The 20527-nt window shown below is 70.6% G+C and carries 20 protein-coding genes; 12 read left to right on the top strand and 8 right to left on the bottom strand.

Translation table 11 applies throughout. The annotated features are described in order from the left end of the window. Positions 1 to 2 precede the first annotated feature (2 nt). On the top strand, positions 3 to 980 hold the full coding sequence (locus tag ACSNOA_RS07770) for an N-acetylglucosamine kinase (RefSeq protein WP_436657251.1): 978 nt from the start codon (positions 3 to 5) through the stop codon (positions 978 to 980). A 10-nt stretch (positions 981 to 990) separates the two neighbouring features. Beyond that, positions 991 to 1953 carry a DMT family transporter gene (locus ACSNOA_RS07765; RefSeq protein ID WP_436657250.1) on the top strand — a complete coding sequence of 321 codons (963 nt, stop codon included), beginning with the start codon at positions 991 to 993 and terminating at the stop codon, positions 1951 to 1953. A 158-nt stretch (positions 1954 to 2111) separates the two neighbouring features. On the opposite strand, the gene ACSNOA_RS07760 is transcribed toward ACSNOA_RS07765, so the two are convergent. Beyond that, entirely contained in the window at positions 2112 to 3371 is a 1260-nt protein-coding gene (locus tag ACSNOA_RS07760; RefSeq protein ID WP_436657249.1) for an MFS transporter, read from the bottom strand. Then, on the bottom strand, positions 3368 to 4084 hold the full coding sequence (locus ACSNOA_RS07755) for a helix-turn-helix domain-containing protein (protein ID WP_436657248.1): 717 nt from the start codon (positions 4082 to 4084) through the stop codon (positions 3368 to 3370). The genes ACSNOA_RS07760 and ACSNOA_RS07755 overlap by 4 nt, the downstream gene beginning before the upstream one ends. 110 nt (positions 4085 to 4194) lie before the next feature. Here ACSNOA_RS07755 and ACSNOA_RS07750 point away from each other — a divergent pair, with 110 nt between their 5' ends. The 6 genes from ACSNOA_RS07750 (at position 4195) to ACSNOA_RS07725 (ending at position 8552) form a co-directional block, all read left to right on the top strand. Next, the gene (locus ACSNOA_RS07750; protein ID WP_436657247.1) at positions 4195 to 4734 is read left to right on the top strand and encodes a GNAT family N-acetyltransferase; all 540 of its coding nucleotides are present in this window, start codon (positions 4195 to 4197) and stop codon (positions 4732 to 4734) included. Between the two features lie 190 nt (positions 4735 to 4924). Then, the gene (locus tag ACSNOA_RS07745; protein WP_436657246.1) at positions 4925 to 5260 is read left to right on the top strand and encodes a hypothetical protein; all 336 of its coding nucleotides are present in this window, start codon (positions 4925 to 4927) and stop codon (positions 5258 to 5260) included. Positions 5261 to 5279: 19 nt separating this feature from the next. Then, entirely contained in the window at positions 5280 to 5585 is a 306-nt protein-coding gene (locus ACSNOA_RS07740; protein ID WP_436657245.1) for a pore-forming ESAT-6 family protein, read from the top strand. 42 nt (positions 5586 to 5627) lie between these two features. Beyond that, a complete protein-coding gene (locus tag ACSNOA_RS07735) occupies positions 5628 to 5987 on the top strand; it encodes a DUF6507 family protein (RefSeq protein ID WP_436657243.1) in 360 nt (119 codons plus the stop codon). Continuing rightward, a complete protein-coding gene (locus tag ACSNOA_RS07730; protein ID WP_436657242.1) occupies positions 5984 to 8197 on the top strand; it encodes a hypothetical protein in 2214 nt (737 codons plus the stop codon). The genes ACSNOA_RS07735 and ACSNOA_RS07730 overlap by 4 nt, the downstream gene beginning before the upstream one ends. 4 nt (positions 8198 to 8201) lie before the next feature. Beyond that, complete coding sequence (locus tag ACSNOA_RS07725) at positions 8202 to 8552, top strand: toxin-antitoxin system YwqK family antitoxin (RefSeq protein ID WP_436657241.1); 351 nt, start codon at positions 8202 to 8204, stop codon at positions 8550 to 8552. A gap of 139 nt (positions 8553 to 8691) precedes the next feature. Here ACSNOA_RS07725 and ACSNOA_RS07720 read toward each other — a convergent pair whose 3' ends face one another. From ACSNOA_RS07720 to ACSNOA_RS07695, 6 genes are all read right to left on the bottom strand, one after another. Further along, complete coding sequence (locus tag ACSNOA_RS07720) at positions 8692 to 9660, bottom strand: DUF6177 family protein (RefSeq protein WP_436657240.1); 969 nt, start codon at positions 9658 to 9660, stop codon at positions 8692 to 8694. Continuing rightward, positions 9657 to 10016, bottom strand: coding sequence for a hypothetical protein (locus ACSNOA_RS07715; protein WP_436657239.1), 360 nt, complete (start codon positions 10014 to 10016; stop codon positions 9657 to 9659). The genes ACSNOA_RS07720 and ACSNOA_RS07715 overlap by 4 nt, the downstream gene beginning before the upstream one ends. After that, positions 10016 to 13978, bottom strand: coding sequence for a type VII secretion protein EccCa (gene eccCa / locus ACSNOA_RS07710; protein WP_436657238.1), 3963 nt, complete (start codon positions 13976 to 13978; stop codon positions 10016 to 10018). The genes ACSNOA_RS07715 and eccCa overlap by 1 nt, the downstream gene beginning before the upstream one ends. Positions 13979 to 13993: 15 nt before the next feature. Further along, positions 13994 to 14857, bottom strand: a complete 864-nt coding sequence (locus tag ACSNOA_RS07705) for a hypothetical protein (protein WP_436657237.1) — start codon at positions 14855 to 14857, stop codon at positions 13994 to 13996. 238 nt (positions 14858 to 15095) lie between these two features. After that, positions 15096 to 16424 (bottom strand): type VII secretion integral membrane protein EccD, encoded by a 1329-nt coding sequence (gene eccD, locus ACSNOA_RS07700; protein WP_436657236.1) that lies wholly within the window; start codon positions 16422 to 16424, stop codon positions 15096 to 15098. Then, positions 16421 to 16675 (bottom strand): hypothetical protein, encoded by a 255-nt coding sequence (locus ACSNOA_RS07695; RefSeq protein ID WP_436657235.1) that lies wholly within the window; start codon positions 16673 to 16675, stop codon positions 16421 to 16423. Before ACSNOA_RS07695 ends, eccD begins: the two co-directional genes overlap by 4 nt. A 378-nt stretch (positions 16676 to 17053) precedes the next feature. Between ACSNOA_RS07695 and ACSNOA_RS07690 the strand changes: the two genes are divergently transcribed. The 4 genes from ACSNOA_RS07690 to ACSNOA_RS07675 all read left to right on the top strand — a co-directional run bounded on the left by ACSNOA_RS07690 (position 17054) and on the right by ACSNOA_RS07675 (position 20375). After that, the gene (locus ACSNOA_RS07690) at positions 17054 to 17881 is read left to right on the top strand and encodes a M55 family metallopeptidase (RefSeq protein WP_436657234.1); all 828 of its coding nucleotides are present in this window, start codon (positions 17054 to 17056) and stop codon (positions 17879 to 17881) included. Between the two features lie 867 nt (positions 17882 to 18748). Further along, positions 18749 to 19312: a DinB family protein gene (locus ACSNOA_RS07685; protein ID WP_436657233.1), complete on the top strand. Its 564-nt coding sequence runs from the start codon at positions 18749 to 18751 to the stop codon at positions 19310 to 19312. Positions 19313 to 19837: 525 nt separating this feature from the next. After that, complete coding sequence (locus tag ACSNOA_RS07680; protein WP_436657232.1) at positions 19838 to 20059, top strand: hypothetical protein; 222 nt, start codon at positions 19838 to 19840, stop codon at positions 20057 to 20059. A gap of 4 nt (positions 20060 to 20063) precedes the next feature. Next, positions 20064 to 20375, top strand: a complete 312-nt coding sequence (locus ACSNOA_RS07675) for a hypothetical protein (protein WP_436657231.1) — start codon at positions 20064 to 20066, stop codon at positions 20373 to 20375. The last annotated feature ends 152 nt before the right edge of the window (positions 20376 to 20527 follow it).

The raw sequence follows: 20527 nt of genomic DNA, 5'->3' as shown, positions 1-20527 counted from the left end.
GGATGTTCCTCGGCGTGGACGGCGGCGGCACCAAGACCGCCTTCTGCCTCCTGAGAGCGGACGGCACGGTCGTGGCCCAGGCCACGACCGCGAGTAGCTACTACTTCAGCGAAGGCATCGACCTGGTGACCCGGGTCCTCAAGGAGGGCGTCGGCGCTGTCTGCGCGAGGGCCGCCATCACCCCGGCCGACATCGACTACGCGTTCTTCGGGATACCGACCTACGGCGAGGTCAGCGGCGACGTCCCCGCCCTCGACGCGGCGCCCCGGGAGGTCCTCGGCCACGACCGCTACCGGGTCGACAACGACATGCTCTGCGGCTGGTCCGGCTCACTGGGCGCCGCGGACGGCATCAACGTGATCAGCGGCACCGGCTCGATGACGTACGGCCAGCGTGCCGGCCACGGCCTGCGCGTCGGCGGCTGGAGCGAGCTGTTTGGCGACGAGGGCTCGGCGTACTGGATCGCGGTCCGCGGCCTGCAGGCGTTCTCCCGGATGAGCGACGGTCGGCAGCCCGCCGGCCCGCTGCTCAACGTTCTGCGCGACCACCTGGAGCTGGCCGCCGACCTGGATCTGATCGACGTCGTGCTCAACCGGTGGCAGGGTGACCGCGGTGAGATCGCGGCGCTGAGCCCACTGGTCACCCGCGCCGCCGACCAGGGCGACGAGGCGGCCGCCGCGATCCTCGCCGAGGCCGGCCGGGAACTCGCCCTCCTCGTGGAGACCACCCGTGCCCGACTCGGCTACCCAGTCGACGAGCGGGTGCTGGTCTCCTACTCCGGCGGCACCTTCAACGCGCCGCAGGTGCGCGACGCGTTCCGCCAGCACCTGCACACCCTGAACGGCGGGTACGACCTTCGTCAGCCCCTGTACTCACCGGTCGTCGGCGCGGCGCTATACGCCGCGAAACAGGCCGGCAGCCCGCTGAGCACCGACGCACTCGAGCAGCTCCGGACCACCCCCACCGCCACCGCCGCCTGAGGAGGCGCAGATGCCAACCACCATTTCACGCATCAGCCGCAGTTGGATCCCGTACGCCGGCCTGCTCGTGTTGTTCTGGGGCGTCTGGGGAGCCTTCTCCGCCGTCCCGACCAGCGACTACGGCTACCCCGACGGCATGGTCTACGTCGTCTGGTCGCTCACCATGATCATTCCGGCCGTCGCCGCGCTGCGCGGCAACCGGCTGGACCGCCGTCCGATCGCGACCGTGTACGGCCTGCTGGTCGGCCTGACCGGCGCCGGCGGCCAGTTGCTGCTGTTCAAGGCGCTCACCATCGGCCCGGCCTACCTGATCTTTCCGCTGATCGCGCTGTCGCCGGCGATCACCGTGCTGATGGCCATGGCGCTGCTGCGTGAACGCATCCCGCGGCTCGCCGTGGTCGGCGTGGTCGCCGCGCTGATCGCGGTCGTGCTGTTCAGCGTCAGCGACGGCGACGGCTCCGCCACCGGTGGACTGTGGCTGGTCCTCGCCATCCTGATCTGCGTCGCCTGGGGTGTGCAGGCCTACTTCATGCGCAAGGCGGCCACGGTCGGCGTCAACGACGCCACCACCTTCACCTGGATGACGATCAGTGGTCTGCTGCTGACGCCGGTCGCCATCTGGATGGCCGGCGGCCTGGCGCTGGACGCGCCCTGGCAGGCGCCGACCCTCGCCGCGGTCACCCAGCTGCTCAACGCCGTCGGCGCGCTGTTCCTGGTGATGGCGTTCAGCCGGGGCAAGGCCTCGATCGTCGCCCCCACGACCAACGCCCTCGCGCCCGTGCTGACCGTGATCCTCTCGCTGGTTGTCTACCAGAAGGTCCCGTCGGTCTACGCCACGATCGGCATCGTGCTCGCCATCGCCGGATCCACGCTGATGGTGTACGCCGACGAGAAGCGCGGCGAGGCCGCGGCGGCGAACGTGGCCAACCCGCTCACGCTCGACCGGGGCGCACCGGACGTCTCCGTACCGTAACCGCCGGACCGACTCCCTCGGCCGCCTCGCGACCTCGCGACCTCGCGGCCTCGCGGCCAGAGATCCGCGCAACGTCGCTGATGTAGTGGCCTCCGCTCGACCGGAGGCCACTACATCCCTGACGTTGCGCGGATCTTCCCGGTTCGGGGTCGCGAGAGTCAGGCGGGCACCGAGACCGGGGCGGTCGCCGCAGCGGGCCGGTCCATGAGCCGCCAGGTGCGCCGGCGGACCAGCGGATCGAGGGTGACCAACAGGTACACCGTGCCCACGACGAGGATGGCGCCGGTGGCGCCGAGCGTCGTCGCCAGCACGCCGCCGACGAGCCCGCCGAGCGGGATACCGGCCCACGCCAGGCCGCCGACCGCGCCGAGGACACGCGCCCGCAGGTTGGCGGGGATGCGTTCGAACTCCGCGGCGGACAGCAACGGGTTGATGGCCCCGATCAGCACCCCGCCGACGAGCGTGACGCCCGCGATGACGGGCAGTCCGACGGGCAGCGCCAGCACGAAGATCCGCGGGACGGCGCCGAGCAGGAAGGCCAGGGCGTACGTGCGCCATCGCGGCAGTCGCGCCCCGTACATCGACACGAGCAGCGACCCGACGAAGGCGCCGGCGCTCAGCGCGCCGAACACGAGCCCGACGGGTGTGGCGTCGTCGAAACGCTCGGCCGCCCACACCGGGACCAGCACCGCCGTCATCGCCTGGTCGAGCAGGTTGGTCAGCAGCACCATGGCGACGATCGCCCGTAGCAGCGGGTCGTGCCGGACGAAACGCAGCCCGGCCCCCAGGTCGGCGAGGTAACCGCCGACACCCGTGCGGTGACCCGCCTCGGCCGGGTCGGGTTCGGCCCGCCGGACCCGGACCAGTGTCGCAACCAGCGTGGCGGCGAGCAGGAAGCTGGCCGCGTCCAGCGCGATGACCGCGGGAGCGCCGAGCAGAGCGATCAGCACCGCGCCCAGCGGCGCCCCGACCAGCGACCCGAGGCGGTGGACACTGTCGACCAGCCCGGCGGCACGTTCGTTACTCCATCCGGCGCTGGCCGCCACGTCGGGCACCATCGCGTACTTCGCGTTGTCCGACGGCCCACGGAACAGCCCGGCCATGCCCACCAGTACGAGCAGGACCGGATAGGAGAGCAGGCCGGCGGCGAAGAGCAGGGGCACCACGCCGAGCACGAGCCCCGCGATCAGGTCACCGCCGACGCTGGCCATCCGCGGCCCGACACGGTCGATCAGCGGTCCGCCGAGTATGCGCGCCGCGACCAGGGCACCCATCTCCACGAACGCGGTGACGCCGGTCAGGAGGGCGTCACCGGTGGTCTGCAACACGAACCAGGGCACCGCCACGACCGACATCCGGGTGCCGGCGACCGACACCGCCTGGGCGACGAGCAGCCCGTACGCTGACCGCTGACTCATGGCCGGTCCCCGTCCGCGGTGCCGGAGGGTCCATCCGCCGCGGTGCCGGGCGGTTCATCCGCCGCGGTGCCAGGCCCGTCGACGGACGCGGCCCGCGCCGCCAACAGCGCGTCCAGCTGGCCGCGACGCGGGAAGATCTGGAACTGCGTGGTCATCGCGACGCGCTCGGAGCCGTCACCGGCCCGGTCCGCCGCTTGGTCGCGATAGCGGAACAGCAGGGCCATCATGTCGTCGGCGAGCTGCTGCGCCTCGGCCGCGCTCAGGCTGACCGTGAGGTCGCTCATGGTGGACGCCCGCACCCACTCCTGGGGCCAGTCGGTCAGCTCGGTGATGGACCGCTCGACGTTCTCCGCGGACATCCGCGCGACCGTGCGCAGGAACGCCTCGCCGAGTTCACGCTCCGGCGCGTCCCGGTCGGGTGTGTCGAACCAGGTCGAGCGGTGCACCGCGCGCCAGAAGCGTTCGCGGCCGCGGCCCAGCTCGGGCGCGTCGGTGATGAAGCCGTGCGCGGCCAGTGCGCGGAGGTGGTAGCTGGTCGCCGCGCTGGACTCGCCGAATCGGGAGGCCAGCTGGGTGGCGGTCTGCGGTCCCTCGTGGCGCAGCGAGCTGAGCAGTTGCAGGCGCAGTGGATGGGCCACACCGCGGAGCGTCCGAGCGTCGAGCACCACGTCCTGCGCGGCGTCGTATCCGGGCTTGTGGGGATCGTCGGTCATGATGCCAAGATAACTATGCAAAGAAGTCTTTGCAACGGGTCGTTGGCATCTCGCACGGCGGCCCGGATTATGCGATCGATGATCGCCGTGCCGGCTGTTACCGTCGCGGCGTGTTCGCCACCGAACGGGTCCGACTGCGCCCGCCCACGCCCGACGACGCGCCGAACATCTTCCGCCTGCTCAGCGACCCCGAGCTGCACCTGATCACCGACGGCGAGCCGTTCGTGCCGCGTCACGTCGGCCAGGTCCGCGCCCGACTCGAGAAGCAGGTCACCGAGCCGCCCGACGGCCAGACCGCGGTGTCGCTGGTGGCCGAGACCGTATCCGACGGCACATTCCTGGGCCGCGGCGTGCTGTGGGGAATCGACGCATTCAACCGGTACGCCCACCTCGGCATCTCGCTGCTCCCCGAGGCGCGCGGCCAGGGATACGGGACCGACGTGATCCGACTGCTCTGCCGGTACGGCTTCCGCAACCGCAACCTGCGCCGCCTCGAACTGGAGACGCTGGCCACCAACACAGCCATGCGACGGACCGCCGAAACGTGCGGGTTCACCCACGAGGGCACCCAGCGGGAGCGCGAGTACGACGGCGACGGCTTCGCCGACATGGTGATCTACGGCCTGCTCCGGCGCGACTGGACCCCGTAGCCGGGCTCGGTGCCGGCGCGGCCGGTCTGGCGTCGGTCGCACCGGCCGGAGAAACCGGGTATTTCGCGATTCTCCCCAGGCCGCCTGTCATCAATTTGATCTATCGCCCCGGGTGGATGTCCATAATGGTGGCGCGGGTGCCGTAGCATCGAGTGCGAGCGTTATTCATCCCGGCACGGGGAGGAGCAGGATGAAGTTCGACATGGGGGCGCAGACCCTCGGCAGCCTCACCAAGCAGACCCAGGGATCATCCGACGATCTCGGCAGCCTCATCAAGCAGTTGATCGCCGCGGCCGAGCCGCTGCAGGGCAACTTCAACGGCGCCGGGCGGGTGGCGTTCGATTCGTTCAAGGCGAACGCCGATTCGATCACCGCCGCTCTCAACTCCGCGCTCGGCGCCATTCTCGGCGGACAGAGCGGAATGGACTCCGCGTTCGGCCAGGGTGACACCGAGATGGCCGACAACGCCTCAGCGGCGGCGGGCACCGCCAACTTCGACGCAGCCAGGTTCTCGAGCAGCCGCTGATCCGGGAGGAGCGACAGTCATGAGCACAGACCGACGCAGCTTTGACGTGAGCACCTCGCAGCAGGTCCAGGGCGACCTCGCCGGCATCATCGCCCGGCTGGAGGCCGTGATCTCGCAGCGCAGCGCCGACGTCGCGGCCGCCATGGCCGACTTCCAGGCCGACGGTGTCTCGGAGGAGTACCGGACCGTCGAGGACCGGTGGAACCGGGCCGCGGGTGAGGTTCGCACGATCATCGATCTGGTCAAGACCACGATGTCGAAGAACGACGACACGGCGACGACCACCCTGGCCCGGGCAAGGTCGGCGGTGCAGTCCATCGGCTGAGCTGGTTTCTTCTCCATCGAGTGTTGACGAGGGAGCACGAGCGTGAGCGCCTGGGATATTTCCCCCGGTGGAGTGCGTGATGTCCTGAATCGCACCCATGCCGCGGCCACCCCGTTCGAGGGGCAGATGAAAAGCTTCAACTCGGCGCTGGAGGGATCCGCCGCCCAGTCGAGCTCGGAGATCGTGGGCCAGGCACTTCAGGGCTTCGTTGATTCGATCCGAGCGGACCTCGAGTTCGTGTTCACTCGCACGGGGGCGTGCATGAATGCGGCGGCACAGGCGACGAACGCCTATGTCCAGGGCGACCTGGAAATGGCCGCCAACGCGCAACGCAGCGCTTCGGCGGCACCCGACCCGTCGGCGACGATGCCGGGTCCGGGCCGTGCGGCGGTGCCACGATGATCAATCCAGGCGAGATTCCGCAGATCCCCGGTGACATGGACGCGTTGGCGACCCACGCCCAGACCCTCCGGACCACCGGCGCCAACTTCGCGAGCACCGGTCAGGCGGTCGACACCACCTGGCAGGGGCTGGCCGCGGTCTACCACGCACCGGAAGCAGCGCAACTCTTCGCCGCCTCCGGTCCGGTACGCACGGTGTCGGCTTCGGTCGGCGAGGACGTCCAGGCCGTCGGTGCCGCGCTGAGCACGTACGCCAGCGAGGTCAAGGAGATCAAGGCCCAGCTCGCGTCGTTGAAACTCCAGGCCGAGCAGTTCGTCGCCGCCACCAAGGACGACGACGAGTGGCGTGAGGACGAGGGCAAGGTCAACCAGCACAACGGCCTGATCTCCGCCGTGAACGCGCAGGTCGCGGCGTTCTTCGAGGCGCAGCGCAAGTGCGCCAACACGATCAACGCGCTGTACGGCGGCCGCCAGTACCGGGCCGACAACGGCGACGGCCGTACCGAGGACGGCGAGTACGGCTTCACCGCCGACATGCTCAACGCCGCGGCCGGTGAAGACGGGGCGCTGCCGTGGGGCAGCAACGAGGAGCACGACCGCGGGCTCCTCGGTGACGTGGGCGCGTTCTTCGTGGGCATCGGTGAGGGCTTCGTCACCATGCTCGAAGACCTGGGCGGGCTGATCGGCCGTGACCCGGTCACCGGCGAGTGGAGCTGGGGCACCGCCGGCCAGTCGTGGCTGGGGCTGGGCAAGTTCGTGTGGGCGGTCGCCATCTACGTCAACCCGGTGACGATCGTGATCGACCAGACGGTCGGCATGCCGTTCATGGAGAAACGCGAGGCGGGCAACCTCCTGCTCAACGCCGGCAAGAGCATCATCGCGTACGACACGTGGGGTGAGGACAAGTCGAAGGCGGCCGGCCTCGCCACGTTCAACATCGTCTCCGCCGTCGTCGGCACCAAGGGCGCCGGCTCCGGCCTGCGCGGCGCGGGCGCCGCCGTCAACGGCATCCGAAACAGCGCCACCGCGGCCCGCGTCAGCGCCGCGATGATCCGCGCCGGCAACTGGCTCGACAACCTGCCCACGGTGGGCGAGGTCGCCATCAACGTCGCCAAGAAGTTCGACATCAAGATCCCGCAACTCGGGCTGATCCCCCAGATCGTGGGCGACGTGCCGGTCGGGCGCGGCTGGGAGGTTGAGATGCCTGGCGGCCGCGGCGGCCACCAGATGAACATGGACGCCGGCAACGGGCCCGACAGCAACCGCCCGGACACCACGCCGAGCGGAAACACCCCGAACGACAACACCCCCGGCGGCAACCCGCCGCGGGACAACACCCCCGGGGGCAACACCCCCGGCGACAACACCCCCGACACCAACACCCCCGGCGACAACACCCCCGACACCAACACCCCCGGCGACAACACCCCCGACACCAACACCCCCGGCGACAACACCCCCGACACCAACACCCCCGGCGACAACACCCCCGACACCAACACCCCCGGCGACAACACCCCCGACACCAACACCCCCGGCGACAACACGCCGCAGCCCATTCCAACCGAGCGATCCCGTCCGCAGAACCTGGGTCAGTTGCAGGGCACGCTCACCCGCGACGCCGACGGCCTGATCACGCACGTCGACGGAAAGCCGCTGAGCGAGCATCTGAGCGACCTGGCGACCCAGCGCACGAATGAGATCCGGGCCATGCGCGACTCGGACGTGATCTCGGCGAAGGAGGCGGGTCCGGTCAACTCGCTCGCGGTGGACCTACGCACCGGCGAGGTCTTCGAGGGTGTCAACGGGCGCCCGCGCGACGTCATCCCCCCGGAGCAACTGCACCCCGTGCTGCGGGAACGCCTCGACCAGATGCGCGCCGGAGGGCCGTATCCGCAGTACAACCGCGACGGCACCCCGCTGATGCGCGACGGCCAGCAGGTCACCACCCCGTACCCGCACGGCGACAACCCGCTGCGGCATGCCGAGGTCAAGGCCGTCAACGAGATGTTGTGGCGGCGAGGGCCGGATGCCGACGCCTCCGTCATGTCCGAGTTCCGGGTCGACAACCGGTTCCCGTTCCGCTCCGATGGGCAAGTGCCCGCACCATGCTGCGCCAACTGCCATAGGCTGCTGGCGGGCACCCCCAGCAACGCTGGGCGCCTCACCTTTGACAGCGGCCATCCCGACAGCCAGTTCATCCCGGAGTAACACTATGCGAGTCGAGTACGACGACGTTGAGACCGAGGACGACCTGCGGGTGACCTATCAGGGCCAACCCTTCACCGGCGAGGTGGTCGAACGCTCGTCGCAGAACCAGGTCATCGCCATCACCACGTACTTCAACGGGATTGAGGACGGCCCCTCGGCAGAGTGGTACCCCACCGGCGAACGCAAGGCCGCGGGCACCGTCCGCTATGGCATGGCTGTCGGCGTCCACGAGGAGTGGCACCGCAACGGCAACCTCGCCGCCCGCAGCGAGTTCGATGACCAGGGCAACCTGCTCAGCCGCTACCGCTGGGCGGAGGACGGCACTCCACTCGAGACCTACGTCGCGCAGACGTGAGCAGTCAGCGCCATCGCGGCCACCGGGCCAGTTGACCGCACTGCGCGAAACGGTGGAACGGGCTGCGGTCGACCCGGCGCACCCAGCGGGTAAGCCGGGTGCCTGGCAATCTGGTTTGATCCTGGGTGGTCTCCGCGGCTCACGGCTGCGGAGACCGCCCGCCATCGTTCAGGCCGTAGCGGCGCAGCACCGCCGTGAGATTCTCGTACGGGGCGCCCGGTCCCCCGTCCACCCTGTACCACCAGGCGCGACGCGCGCCCCGGCCCAGCGCCCGGCCCGGGACCACCTCGGGCTCGGAGTCGAGCGCCTGCTCCTGACGTCCGACGAGGATTCCCCACGGCAGCGCGGGAAGGCTCGGCGTGCTGGACCGTACCCCGCCGGACCGGCCCGGATGCACAGCCACGATCATGCTGCGCGCGGTGCCGGCCAGCCTGTCGGCGAGCGCCTCGACCGACGCCTCCTCGACCGCTGACAACGGCGGGCCAGCCAGCCGGAGTTCTTCGCGGACGCCGGTGTCGACCCGCTCGACCGTCAGGACGCCGAGCACCGCCGATTCACCTTGCCCGCCGACGACCGTCAGGCTGGTGGGCGCCGGTGCGCGCGTACGGCAGAACAAGGTGAGCTCGCGGCGCGACCACGGTTCGGTCACCGGCTCGGCGACGCCCCACCCGGCCGGTTCGTCGCCCGTGAGGGCACGCACGGCGGCCTCGGTGCTCCCACCGAGCTCCAGGGCCTCGGTGGCCGGGTGCAGGGTGACGATCTGGATCTCCAGGCCGCCGGTCCACGGCTCGGAGGCTGGTGGCGGGCCGCTGGGCCGGGAGCCGTTGGCCGGCGAGAAGCGGTGACCGTCCCACCGCAGCGGGAGACCGGTGAGCCCGTCGCGGTACTGGTCGCCGTCGCGCACCACCCACTGCCCCTGCGCCCGGGCCAGCATCGATTCGAACGGGTACGTGACGAAGCCGCCGGCCGGCGTGACGATCTGCAGCATCAGCCCGTTGCGAACCGCGTCGACCGCGGCGTCGGCGAGCCAGGGCGAGAGGCCGACCAGGGCCCGGTTCTGGTGCAGTACGACGGCCCGGTCGGTGATCGTGTCGGTCGTACCGGTCACTGGCCCACCCATGTCAACCCTCCCGTGATCGCTACCAGCTCGGCGGTGAAGCGCCGGGTCATCTCGGCGGCCCGCGGATCGCCGTCCGGTGCCCGGCTCTCCACCCACCAGATCCGGTCGCCGAAGGAGTCGTCGACCGGGACACCGAGCAACCGCTCGGCCTCGCCCGGCACCCGCACCAGGCGGGCGGTCTCGACGGTCAGCAGCAGCCGCCCGTCCTCGGGGTCGAACAGCTGCACCAGCCCGGCGGCCTCGACCGTGTCCATCTTGAGGTCGGACCCGACCGTGAGCAGGGCGCCCAGCATCGCGGCCGCGTCGGGTTCGGCGTGGCAGAGGGCTACCGTGTCGTACGTCATCAGCGCTCCTTGATTTCGCCGGTGTAAGCGGTCTGCACCATGCGCGGGGCCTCGCCGGGGCGGATGAGCTGCGCGCGGCCCACCGGCAGGCCCGTCGGCCGCACCCCCGCGAACAGTTGGCCCTCCGTGCGGTCGCCGGACATGAGCAGGCTCAGGCACCCGGCCTCGCGCACGCTGAGCGGAAACGGCTCGAACAGGCCGCGCGAGGCGCCGGCCACCCGCCGGGTCATCACGACGTGCAGGCCGGTGTCGCGGCCGGCCGCCACATACGGAACGAACGCGCCGAGTGGCTGGGTGGCGGACGCGGCGAGGAGTTCGTAGTCGTCGATGAGCAGCACGATCCGTGGCCGCGCCTCCTCCGACGGCTGCCGGTTGGCCAGCTCCTCGCACACCGCGGCCGACAGCCGCTGGGCGAGCGTCGGGTTCGGGGCGTACCCGCCGCAGTAGGAATCCGGCACCAGGTCGGCGAGGCTGCGGCGCGGGTCGAACACGGCGAACACCAGCTCGTCGGAGGTGTACTGCCCCATCAGCTCCTCGGCCACGAGCCGCAGCAGGTTCGTCTTCCCGGTGCGCGGGTCTCCGAGGACGAGCAGGTGCTGGTCGCGACCGAAGAGGTCCAGCACGGCGGGAGAGAAGTCGCTCTCGAACCGGCCGAACGGGACCACTCCGTGACCGGCCGGGGTGCCGGCGAGATCGGCCACGGGAAGCACGGCGGGAAGCACCCGGACCGGGGGCGGCAGTGCGCCCGTCCACGACGCGCGTACCGACTCCGCGGCCGCGACCAGACCGGCGTTCGCCGGGTCCGGCAGCCCGTCGAGGCGCGGGAGCGCGACCTGCGCGAACAACTTGTCGCTGGTCAGCGCCCGGCCGGGTTGCTCGGGCGGGATGCCCCGGGCCAGCTTGCCGTCGATGCTCGACTCGGCCGGCTCGGTGAGCCGCAGCTCGATGCGGTTGGCGAAGGCGACCTGCTGCGCACTGCGCACCTCGTTCCACCGCCGGGCGGTGGCGACCACGTGGACGCCGTAGCGACCGCCCCGGGCAAGCAGGTCGTGCACCTTGGATTCGAGGCTCTCGAACTCGGTGTTGAGCTGGTCGTATCCGTCGATCAACAGCACCACGTCGACGCAGCCGACCTCGGCCCGTACCCGGTCGTCGGCGGCGCGCAGATCATCGGCGGTGTCGAACTGGTGCTGGCGGTAGACGCGCTGGCGCGCGAGCAGCATCGCGTGCACCTCGTCGACGGTGCGGCGGATGCGCTCGCGGTCCTCACGGCCGGCGACGCCGCCGACGTGGGGCAGCCCGGCCAGGCCCGCCAGCCCGTTGCCCAGCAGGTCGATGCCGTAGATGCCGACATCCGTCGGGCGGTGGGCGGTGGCCAGACCGAGCGCGAGCGTACGCAGCGTGGTCGTCTTGCCGGTGCCGGGCCCGCCGAGGACGAGCAGGTTGCCGCCCCTGGCCGCCAGGTCGATCAGCCAGGGGCCCTGCCACTGGCGGGCCGGGTCGTCCTGGCGGCCCAGCGGCACCGGCAGCCCCGTGCCGGCCGGCCGGGCGGCGCCCAGGCGGAGGCCCTCCGGGGTGCGGGAGACTCCGCCGGCGGCCTGGTCGAGGGCCAGTGCGGGCGGCAGCGGCGGCAGCCAGATCGCCGAAACGCGTTGACCGCTCGTCGCCATCTGCGCGACCACGGTCGACAGCAGGGTCGGGCCGGTGGTGCGCCTGGTCGCCTTCGGTTCCTCGGGGGCGCCGTCGTCGGCGTCCGTGCGTACGGTGCCGAACAGGGGCATGGGCTTCACCAGCGGCCCGACCATCGGGGCGAGCTCGGCCTCGGTGCCGTCGCTGAGCGGACCGGACACGTAGGCGGCCTTGAACCGCTGGTAGATGGACGTGTCGACCTTCAGGTAGCCGTTGCCGGGCAGGGGCGGCAGTTGGAACGCGTCCACCGTGTCGAGGACGGTGCGGGACTCCATCTCGGTGAGCGTCCGCAGGCCGAGGCGGTAGGCCAGGTAGTTCTCCAGGCCGCGCATCTTGCCCTGCTCGATCCGCTGGCTCGACAGCAGCAGGTGCACCCCGATCGACCGGCCGATCCGGCCGATCCGCAGGAACAGGTCGATGAAATCCGACTTGGCGGAGAGCAACTCGCCGAACTCGTCGATGAGCACGAGCAGGTGCGGCAGCGGAGGCAGCGTGGTGTGCTCGCCCTGCGCGGCCCGGCGCAGGTGGTACTCGGTGATGTCGGTGACCCTGCCGGCGTCGGCGAGCACCTGCTGGCGGCGCTGCACCTCGCCGTCGAGGCTGGTGTACATGCGGTCCACCAGCGCCGCGTCGGCGACCAGGTTGGTGATCAGACCGGAGACGTGTGGCAGCTCGGTGAACGGCGCGAACGTCGCCCCGCCCTTGTAGTCGACGAGCACCATCGCCAACTGGTCCGGCGGGTGGCTCGCCGCGAGGGCGAGCACGAGCGTACGCAGCAACTCGCTCTTGCCGGAGCCGGTCGCGCCGACGCACAGCCCGTGCGGGCCCATGCCGAGCTGCGCGGCCTCCTTCAGGTCGAGCATCACCGGGCGTCCCGCGGTGTCGACCCCGATCGGGACGCGCAGGAAGTCGCGGTCGCCGCGGGGCCGCCACAGCGTGGCCAGGTCCAGGTTGGTGGGATCGGACAGGCCGAGCAGGTCCGGGAAGCTCGCCGGCGGGGTGCCGGTGCCGTCGTCGTAGGAGTCGGCCGACAGGCGCAGGGGCGCGATCCGGCGGGCCAGGCCCTCGACCAGCGGCGGCGGCGCCTCGTCGACGGTGCCGTGCAGGGTCGTGGGTGGCGAGGCGGCGAGGTCCTCCAGGGTGAGGGTGTCGCCGTCGATGGTGATCCGCCGGGAGACGTCGCCGGGTTCGTGCAGCCGGTCGGCGAGCAGGTGCACGACGGTCACGCCGAGGTTGCCCAGCCCCACGAGCGGGTCGGGGCTCGTGACCGCGCGGGCGACCTGGCCGTGCGCGTCGTCGATGATCAGCAGCCGGGGGCGCGTCATCGCCTCGGTGCGCCCCGAACCGTGGCGGAACGACTTGAGTGCGTTGTTGGCCCGCACCTCCAGGTCTTCAGCGAGCAGTTCGGCGAGCGTCTCCGGGGCGGTGACCAGCAGCGGGGTCGGGCCGGACGGGCCGATCGAGGTCCGGTCGAGAAGGTGCGGCAGCCAGCGCGCCCACTTCCAGACCCGCTGCGCGCGCTCCGGCGTGGTGACGATGGCGAGCGTCACGTCGTCGGGGGCGTGGAACGCGGCGACCTGCACGAGGATCGCACTGGCCAGGGCCACCGCCTCGTCGTGGTGCGGCGTGACCACGCTGACGTCGCCGGCGCAGTCCAGGTTCACGCGCAGCGGTAGACCCGGTGTCAGTGCGAAGCGGCGCATCAGCGAGCGGGCCTCGTGCCGCATGAACGGGTCGAGCGGGTTGGTGGGGGTGCTCTGCTCGCGTAGCTGGATCGGCCGGACGGGCAGCGCACCCACGCCGACCCGTACCCGGAGGAAGTCGATGTCGGCGCGGCGGCGCTCCCACAGCCGCGCGGGGCTGCGGATCACGTCGAGCAGCCGGGCGACGGGCGGGTCGAGCAGGTTCGCCTGCTCCTGCAGGCGCTGCTCGCCGTCGCGCAACTGTTCGCGGAGCTCCTCCAGGTAGTCCTGGTAGCGCTCGCGCTGGGCCCGGCGCTGCCGGCCGGCCTTGCCGAGCTGGGTGAGGTACATGGCCCCGGCGGCAGCCAGCGCAACGATCATCACGACGGCGCCCAGGGCCGCGAAACCGGATCCCCGCAGGAACATCATCATGCTCATCGCGACGCCCGCGCCGGCCATCGGCAGCAGCGCCTGAAGGCCCGTCGCGGACTTGCCGTCGGGTAGCTGCGGCGGCGCATCGAGCACGAGAGGATCCATGGCGGACACCGGGCGGGCCATCCGGGTGGGGCGGTGCACCACGCGCGTTGACATTCGACCAGCCTCCGGTCACAGCCGCCGGGCGCGGGCCAGGATGATCGCGGCGGCGCGGGTCGCCTCGACGAGGGTCTTCTCACCGATCCGCGACGGCGTGATGAGCGCGCCACCGGCCAGGTGACGGTCGTACGGCAGCGTCACCACGGGCACGCCCGTCTGTTCGATCAGGCTGCGGGTGGCGTCGTTGCTGAGCGCGGCGCGGCCGTCGCGGCTGCCGGCGCTCAGGACGACGACCACCCGTGACAACCACGCCGCGTACCCGGTGTCGATGATCCGCCGCAGGGTCCGGTAGGTGGCCCGCACCCCGTCCGGCGTCGCCGCGGTGCAGAGCACCACCGTGTGCGCGTCCGCGGCGGCCGCCGCCGTCTCGCGGGACTCCAAGGTGGACCGGCAGTCGGTGACGGCCACGGCGAAGAGGCGCGACAGCGCCCTGGTCACCTCGGTGCACAGGTCCGGGTTGGCGGCGCCACTGGGCAAGAGCCACAGGCCCGTTCCGGTACGCGGAAGGAGTGACTCGAGCGCGCGGAGATCGCCGCCCCGGGCTGCGATCAACTCCGGTGCCAGCCGCTCCAGCGACGGCTGGCTCGGCGCGCCGAGCCGCCAGGTCAGCGAGCCCTCGTACGGGTCGGCGTCGGCGGCCAGCACGGCGTCCGCTCGCCGCGCCGCGAACACCGACGCGAGCAGTGCCGCCACCGTCGACTTTCCCGCTCCGCCCTGTACCGAGGTCACCGCGATCCGCCGGCCGGTGTGCACCGGTGCCTGCACCTCGGCGGCCAGGTCGGCGAGCTCGCGGGTGGCCCGCGTGCTGGCGAACATCCGGCTGACCGTGTGCCAGGCCCGCAGCAGTGGCGGGTCGCCGAAGGGGACCAGCCGCACGAGCGGCACGTCACCCTGCCCGGCTGCGCCTGGCGTAGCCGGCGGGGTGCCCGGTGCCTGCGGTGGTGGTGCCTGCGGTGCGGTATTCGGGGCGGGTTGAGGCGGTGCCGCCGTCGACGCGTCCTGCGGCCGGGCATCCTGGGCGGGCACCTGCGCCTGCGGCGGCCACTGCGGTGGATACGATCCGCCCCTCCGGGAACGGGCCGAGCCGGACACCGATCTCATGCCACCGCCTCAGTCAGAACGAGTCGAGAAGTCGCGAGTAGAGCCCGAACACCCCGACCGCGACGGGCACCAGTGCCATCACGGTCAGCGCCTCGATGCGGTCGGCGTACTGCCGTGCACGGGCCAGAACGTGCGGCGGCGGCCGATGCGCCAGAACGACCAGGGCCACCGCGCAGACGGCCAACGCGGCGGCCGTGGCACCCCACCAGGTGCCGGGGAACTCCCGCACCCAGCGCGCCAACAGGCCGCCCGCGATGGCCAGCGCACCGGCTACCAGCGCCACCACCTCGACGGCCAGCGGGAACGCCCGCATCCGCAGCAGCAGGGCGACGGCCACCAGACCCGCGAGCACCAGCGTCCACGGGCTCGATCCCGCCGCCAGGACGAGGCCGCCGAGCGCCGCCGACGCCGCCGTCGCCACGGCCGCGACCGCCAGCCCGCGGTGCGCCGAGTCGACCGCGGCCCGCACCGCGACGCGGCTCACCGGTTCGTCGTTGCTGCGCCGGTCGTCGAGGCGCGTGAGACCCGACGCGATCATCGCGATCCGGGGCAGCAGCCCCAGCAACCCCACCGAAGCGACGGACAGCACCGCGGCGACCCGAGCCGCGGGTACGCCGAGCGCCAGGGACACGCTCCAGCCGGCGACCAGGACCAGCACGGTGGCACCACCGAGGAAGCCGGCGCGTTGGTTGCCCGTCACCACTCCCAGGGCGAGCACGGTGCACCCGACACCGGCCGTCCACAGCGTCCACAGCGCCGTGCGGTCGTCCGTCCAGCCGGGCACCATGCTCAGCGCCATCGCGGAGCCGCTGACCAGCACCGCCACTCCGACGCGCCGCCTGCCGACCAGGCCGAGGAGGACGCCGGCCAGCGCTACCGCGCCACCGATGACGCCGACCACCGCGGGCCCGAGCCTCGGGCCCGCGAGAATCGCCGCCACCGCGGCGGCGACCACGCATGTGATGGTCGCGGTCCACGCCCGTGGGCCGTCACCCCACCGACCACCCCGCAGGGCGAGGTCGTCGCCGACCTCGTCGGAGACGTCGTGCACGATCGCCGCCGGCGGCGCCTCGGCGATCGGGTCGACCCGTAGCAACGCGCCGTCGGGGACAGCCGCCGCTCGCAGGCTGCTGGCCGGATCGAGCACGGTGCCGTCGAGGGAGCTGATCTGGTAGCCCCGTGAATCGTCCATCGGCGGATGGCCCACCATGCGGACGATTTCGGGCAGCAACAGGCCGACCGGCTCGTCCGCGGGCAGCACGAGGTCGATGCGCCGGCGCGCCCCGGCCAGGGTCACCCGGCTGAGCTGGCCGGCGACGGTAGGAGTCTGCTGCTGGGTCATCGCGTCCCCGTCTGCTGGACCGGCGCCGGATTGCGCGCCCTCTGCTGGTCGGCGATGACGTTCTGAAGAAACGACCAGCCCACACACGCGGCGCAGGCCACCGCCGCCAGCACCAGACCGATCCGCATCCACCTGAGCCCGTCACCCGTGGCTCGAACCCGGCGCTGCCCGCCCCACAACAGCAACTCACGCATGCGGGCACGGCGAACCGCGACCGACTCGATGAGCTGGGTGTCGTATTCACGGACCACAGCGCGATTCTATCTACGACGACCACTTCGACGAGGCCCATGATCGTACGGTGTCGATGTGGCCTGAGCACCCGTCCTGCCGGCCGCCGAGGTAGTCGGCCCGTGGATCAGTCGTCGGCGTCCTCGTAGCGCTCGCTTACGATCTCTTCCCAGGCGGGTGCTATCACCGGAGCAACTTACCCCCGGTGCAGGTCTCCTCGTCGGGTAGTCGTCGACCGTCGAAGCTCCTGCGCGGATGGGCTTCAAACAGCGGAAACGTCTCTCGGCATCTCACGCCAATCCCCCGCTGTCCGCCGACCTCTTGCGGACTAGATGCGGACCGCTCATGGCTAGGCGCGGGCCGTTGGCGATCACGCTCACGGCGTAGGGTCGCCCGGTATGAAGGCGCTGATCTCTGTCGACGTGGAAGGCATCTCAACAGTCGTGCATTCGACCGAGACGAATCCAGATGGGTACGACTACGAGCGTGGCCGGAAACTGGCGACTGCCGAGACCAATGCAGTGATTGCCGGGGTTTTGGACGCCGAGCCCGATGCCTCGGTGTGGGTTGCTGACGCACACGGGCCCTTCCGAAACTTGCTGCCGGAGGACCTCGACCGTCGTGCTCACCTGGTTCGGGGCAAACCCCGCGCGCTGGGCATGCTTGCTGGGCTGGATGAGCACACTGACGTGGCGCTGTTTGTCGGCTACCACGCTCGGGCTGGTGCTGGGCCCGCCGTGTTAGCACACACCGTGACTGATGACATCCTCGACGTGCGTGTGGCTGGACAGTCGATGGGCGAGATCGGTCTCAACGCCGCCATGGCGGGGCACCTGGGCGTGCCGGTCGTCCTACTTAGCGGCGACGACATCGCCTGCACCGAACTGAGCGAGTTGGTACCCGCAGCGATCACCGTGGCAGTCAAGCAGGCCCTGGGACAGGCCGCTGCGGTGGCCCTGCATCCGCAGGAAGTCAGGGAGCGGCTGCGCCATGCTGCCGCCGATGCCATCAGCCGGCGTGCCTCAGTCACACCGCTGACGGTGCCCGGGCCACTTGACGTGGAGGTCGATCTGCACCGCCCGTACACGGTCGACCTAGCGGCTTTGGTTCCAGGTGTTGCCCGCGCCTACGGCGGCCGCACGGTTACCTTTCAAGCCGCTCACTTCGCTGATGCCTATCGGCTAGTTCAGCTGCTCGCACAGCTCGCCAGCATCAAGCCTGGCTAACGGCTGCTGAAGGATCTCCTCGTCGGGCAGTTGTAGACCGTCCAGCCTCTCCGGACGGGGACAAGGTGGAGCGCCCTACCGGACGAGTCGGGACTGTAGAACGAACGGTGTAACTTCTGATCAAGGAGCAGCCCCTGATGTCAGAAGGATCGACGGCCGCCGTGGATACTGCGGCGGTGGTTAAGACGGGCCGGGGCAGCCCGCCGAGGGTGTGGACGCGGAGCTGGTCGCCCAGCTGGAACTCCCGCAACGGTGTGCGGCCAAGACGGGTAGCCGTTGCTGATCTGCTGCCCGAGTTCGATGCCGAGGGCTACGCGAACGCGTACAGGCGTTCCGTCGCGTTGGGTACGTCCGCGGCGTCGTTCTTGAACTCGACTCGATGAAATCGCCAGCGTCCACGACATGGACGAGGACGGTCTCGACGTCCGGCAAGGTTGACGCCTGGCGGGTCTTTGTCGACCGTCACGCGTGGAACACCTCCGTGATGGACAGGGGTTGGACGTGGGCGTGCGTCGCCGCCCCTGCGGCAAAGGCAAGAGAGAGAGCCGTGAAGGAGTGAGAGATCCCGGTCAGCGCTGCGATCCATGGCCGCCACCCTCATGTGCCACTCGGGACAGGGCTCATCGTGACTGGTCATGCCGCGATCGTCGCAGGTGTGCACGCTCAGCTTGAGAATCGTGTTGATCTACACGCTGGGTGGCCACGAACGCCTTGGTCCGGCACGGAGCGGGCACACGCGGCTGCAGACCGCGCCGCCGTTGACCCATCTTGCCCCCTGCATCGGGCACGGACCGGGCACGCGGCAGACAATGCCCTGGCGTGCGCGAGGGTCGCAGCCAGGGTCTCCGTTGTATGTAGTGTGCGGAAGTGACAAGAAGCGAGCAGCTCTCGGAGCAGTTGGACTGGTACTGGCGCAAAAACCTGCGGCCACGGCTGGAGGGTCTTACCGACGAGGAGTACTTCTGGGAGCCGGTGCGCGGCTGCTGGAGTATCCGTCCACGTGGCACGTCGGCCGCACCGATGTTGGAAGGTTTGCGGGAATGGACGATGGACTACGTGTTCCCTGGCCCCGAGCCGGCGCCAGTGACCACAATTGCCTGGCGGCTGGCGCACATTATCGTCTCGTGCCTGGGCTATCGGGTCGGATGGTACTTCGGCGGCCAGGACGTCAACTCCGAGACATTCGCCTACGCGGGGACTGCTGACGAGGCGCTGAAACAGCTCGATGAGATGTATGGGAAATGGAACGCGGGGGTCCGCGACCTCTCGGACGCTGACCTGGAGAATCCGCCCACATTGGGTCCCGAACGGTTTCCCATGGCGAACAGAATCCTGCACGTCAACAGGGAGCTGATCCATCACGGTGCCGAGATTTCCCTGCTGCGCGACCTCTACCGCTGGCAGGACGGAGCCGCACCGCGCCGAATATGACTTTCCGGTGACCGGGGATCGAGCTTCGGAAAGCTACGCGGCCTCCTTGACGCTCCGCGGCTGCGAGCTTCAGTGAAGCTGCGCTGTCGAGCAACCGTCCGATCCCGTCGCTGCCTCCGGCTGAATCACGCACGCGAGGGTGCGGCCGGCCCGGCCGATGCCGGCGGGAGGTCGCCAGCAGGCCGGGGCCGAGCCGGCCCGACCCCGCACGTCAAGCGGGCCTTGACGCACGGTCGGACGCTGCCGGAACAGACGGAGTCGGCTCTCGTGTCACGGACCGCACCCCCGACGACACCGCTACAGTGGCGCAGTTGACCCAACCTCGATCGGCACGGACCCGCTCCCGGGGTCAGAGCTGGCCACCGGCGGCCACCCCTCCCCTCCCAGGCGAGCAGTTGATCTGACCCTGACCGTATGCGGAGCCGGCTCCTGGACGACCGGCATGTCCTCGCGCGGACACCGCCCCCATGCTTGGGGCTTGCCGCGCCGATCCGGCTGCTCCGCCGAGTGCTGCTGGAGTTTAGCGTGACCGAACAGCGTTACCGCGCAGTGCTGGAAGTCGACGCTGGCCTGTCCGTGACCGAGGTCGCTGAACGGTTCGGCGTTCGCATCAGGCCGTGCACCGATGGCTGGGCTGGTATCGCGACCACGGGCTGGCCGGCTTGGCCGATCGATCGCACCGACCGCGTACGCATCCCACCCGAAACCGCTCCGGCGCCCCGGCAACGCCGGCTGATGCCATGCTGACTCCATGCCCGATCAACCGCTGCATGGCCGCGCCTGGAAGGCGAGCGACCGAACCGGTGGCCCGTTGGATGACCTGCTCGATGCGCTTCGGCAACAACATCCGGACCTCGCCGTGGAGCGACTCGGCAAAACCCATCGCGCCGACGACGACAACGTCTACTTCCTCGGCCTAGGGCACGTCGCCAACATCGTGCAGGTTGACACTGGCCCGGATGGGCAACCACCGTTCGTCATCGAAGCAGAAGACCGCGTCGATGCCTCTAGCCCGGCCGAGGCCCTCGCCGCCATCCAGACCCGGCTCAAGCCGCTCTGCTAAGGCCACACGCAGACGCTGAAGAGAACAAGACCGTCTAGCTGGACGTGTCACCCAACATCTGGCACCCATCCGTAACGCATCAAGTGGAGCCCGACACGCAGGCAGCCGGCCTGTCGTACTCCGAATGACGGGTTAAACCTTGGCTTCGCTTG

The organism is Micromonospora sp. URMC 103, assembly GCF_051386435.1.
Lineage (GTDB): Bacteria > Actinomycetota > Actinomycetes > Mycobacteriales > Micromonosporaceae > Micromonospora.
Note: the sequence above shows the minus strand (reverse complement) of the source record. Positions and strands in the feature narration are given on the sequence as shown.

Bases quoted from the DNA above. Each gene is read 5' to 3' on its own strand.
- ACSNOA_RS07770 (WP_436657251.1), top strand. From the start codon at position 3: ATGTTCCTCGGCGTGGACGGCGGCGGCACCAAGACCGCCTTCTGCCTC.
- ACSNOA_RS07765 (WP_436657250.1), top strand. From the start codon at position 991: ATGCCAACCACCATTTCACGCATCAGCCGCAGTTGGATCCCGTACGCC.
- ACSNOA_RS07760 (WP_436657249.1), bottom strand. From the start codon at position 3,371: ATGAGTCAGCGGTCAGCGTACGGGCTGCTCGTCGCCCAGGCGGTGTCG.
- ACSNOA_RS07755 (WP_436657248.1), bottom strand. From the start codon at position 4,084: ATGACCGACGATCCCCACAAGCCCGGATACGACGCCGCGCAGGACGTG.
- ACSNOA_RS07745 (WP_436657246.1), top strand. From the start codon at position 4,925: ATGAAGTTCGACATGGGGGCGCAGACCCTCGGCAGCCTCACCAAGCAG.
- ACSNOA_RS07740 (WP_436657245.1), top strand. From the start codon at position 5,280: ATGAGCACAGACCGACGCAGCTTTGACGTGAGCACCTCGCAGCAGGTC.
- ACSNOA_RS07730 (WP_436657242.1), top strand. From the start codon at position 5,984: ATGATCAATCCAGGCGAGATTCCGCAGATCCCCGGTGACATGGACGCG.
- ACSNOA_RS07725 (WP_436657241.1), top strand. From the start codon at position 8,202: ATGCGAGTCGAGTACGACGACGTTGAGACCGAGGACGACCTGCGGGTG.
- ACSNOA_RS07715 (WP_436657239.1), bottom strand. From the start codon at position 10,016: ATGACGTACGACACGGTAGCCCTCTGCCACGCCGAACCCGACGCGGCC.
- eccCa (WP_436657238.1), bottom strand. From the start codon at position 13,978: ATGTCAACGCGCGTGGTGCACCGCCCCACCCGGATGGCCCGCCCGGTG.
- eccD (WP_436657236.1), bottom strand. From the start codon at position 16,424: ATGACCCAGCAGCAGACTCCTACCGTCGCCGGCCAGCTCAGCCGGGTG.
- ACSNOA_RS07690 (WP_436657234.1), top strand. From the start codon at position 17,054: ATGAAGGCGCTGATCTCTGTCGACGTGGAAGGCATCTCAACAGTCGTG.
- ACSNOA_RS07675 (WP_436657231.1), top strand. From the start codon at position 20,064: ATGCCCGATCAACCGCTGCATGGCCGCGCCTGGAAGGCGAGCGACCGA.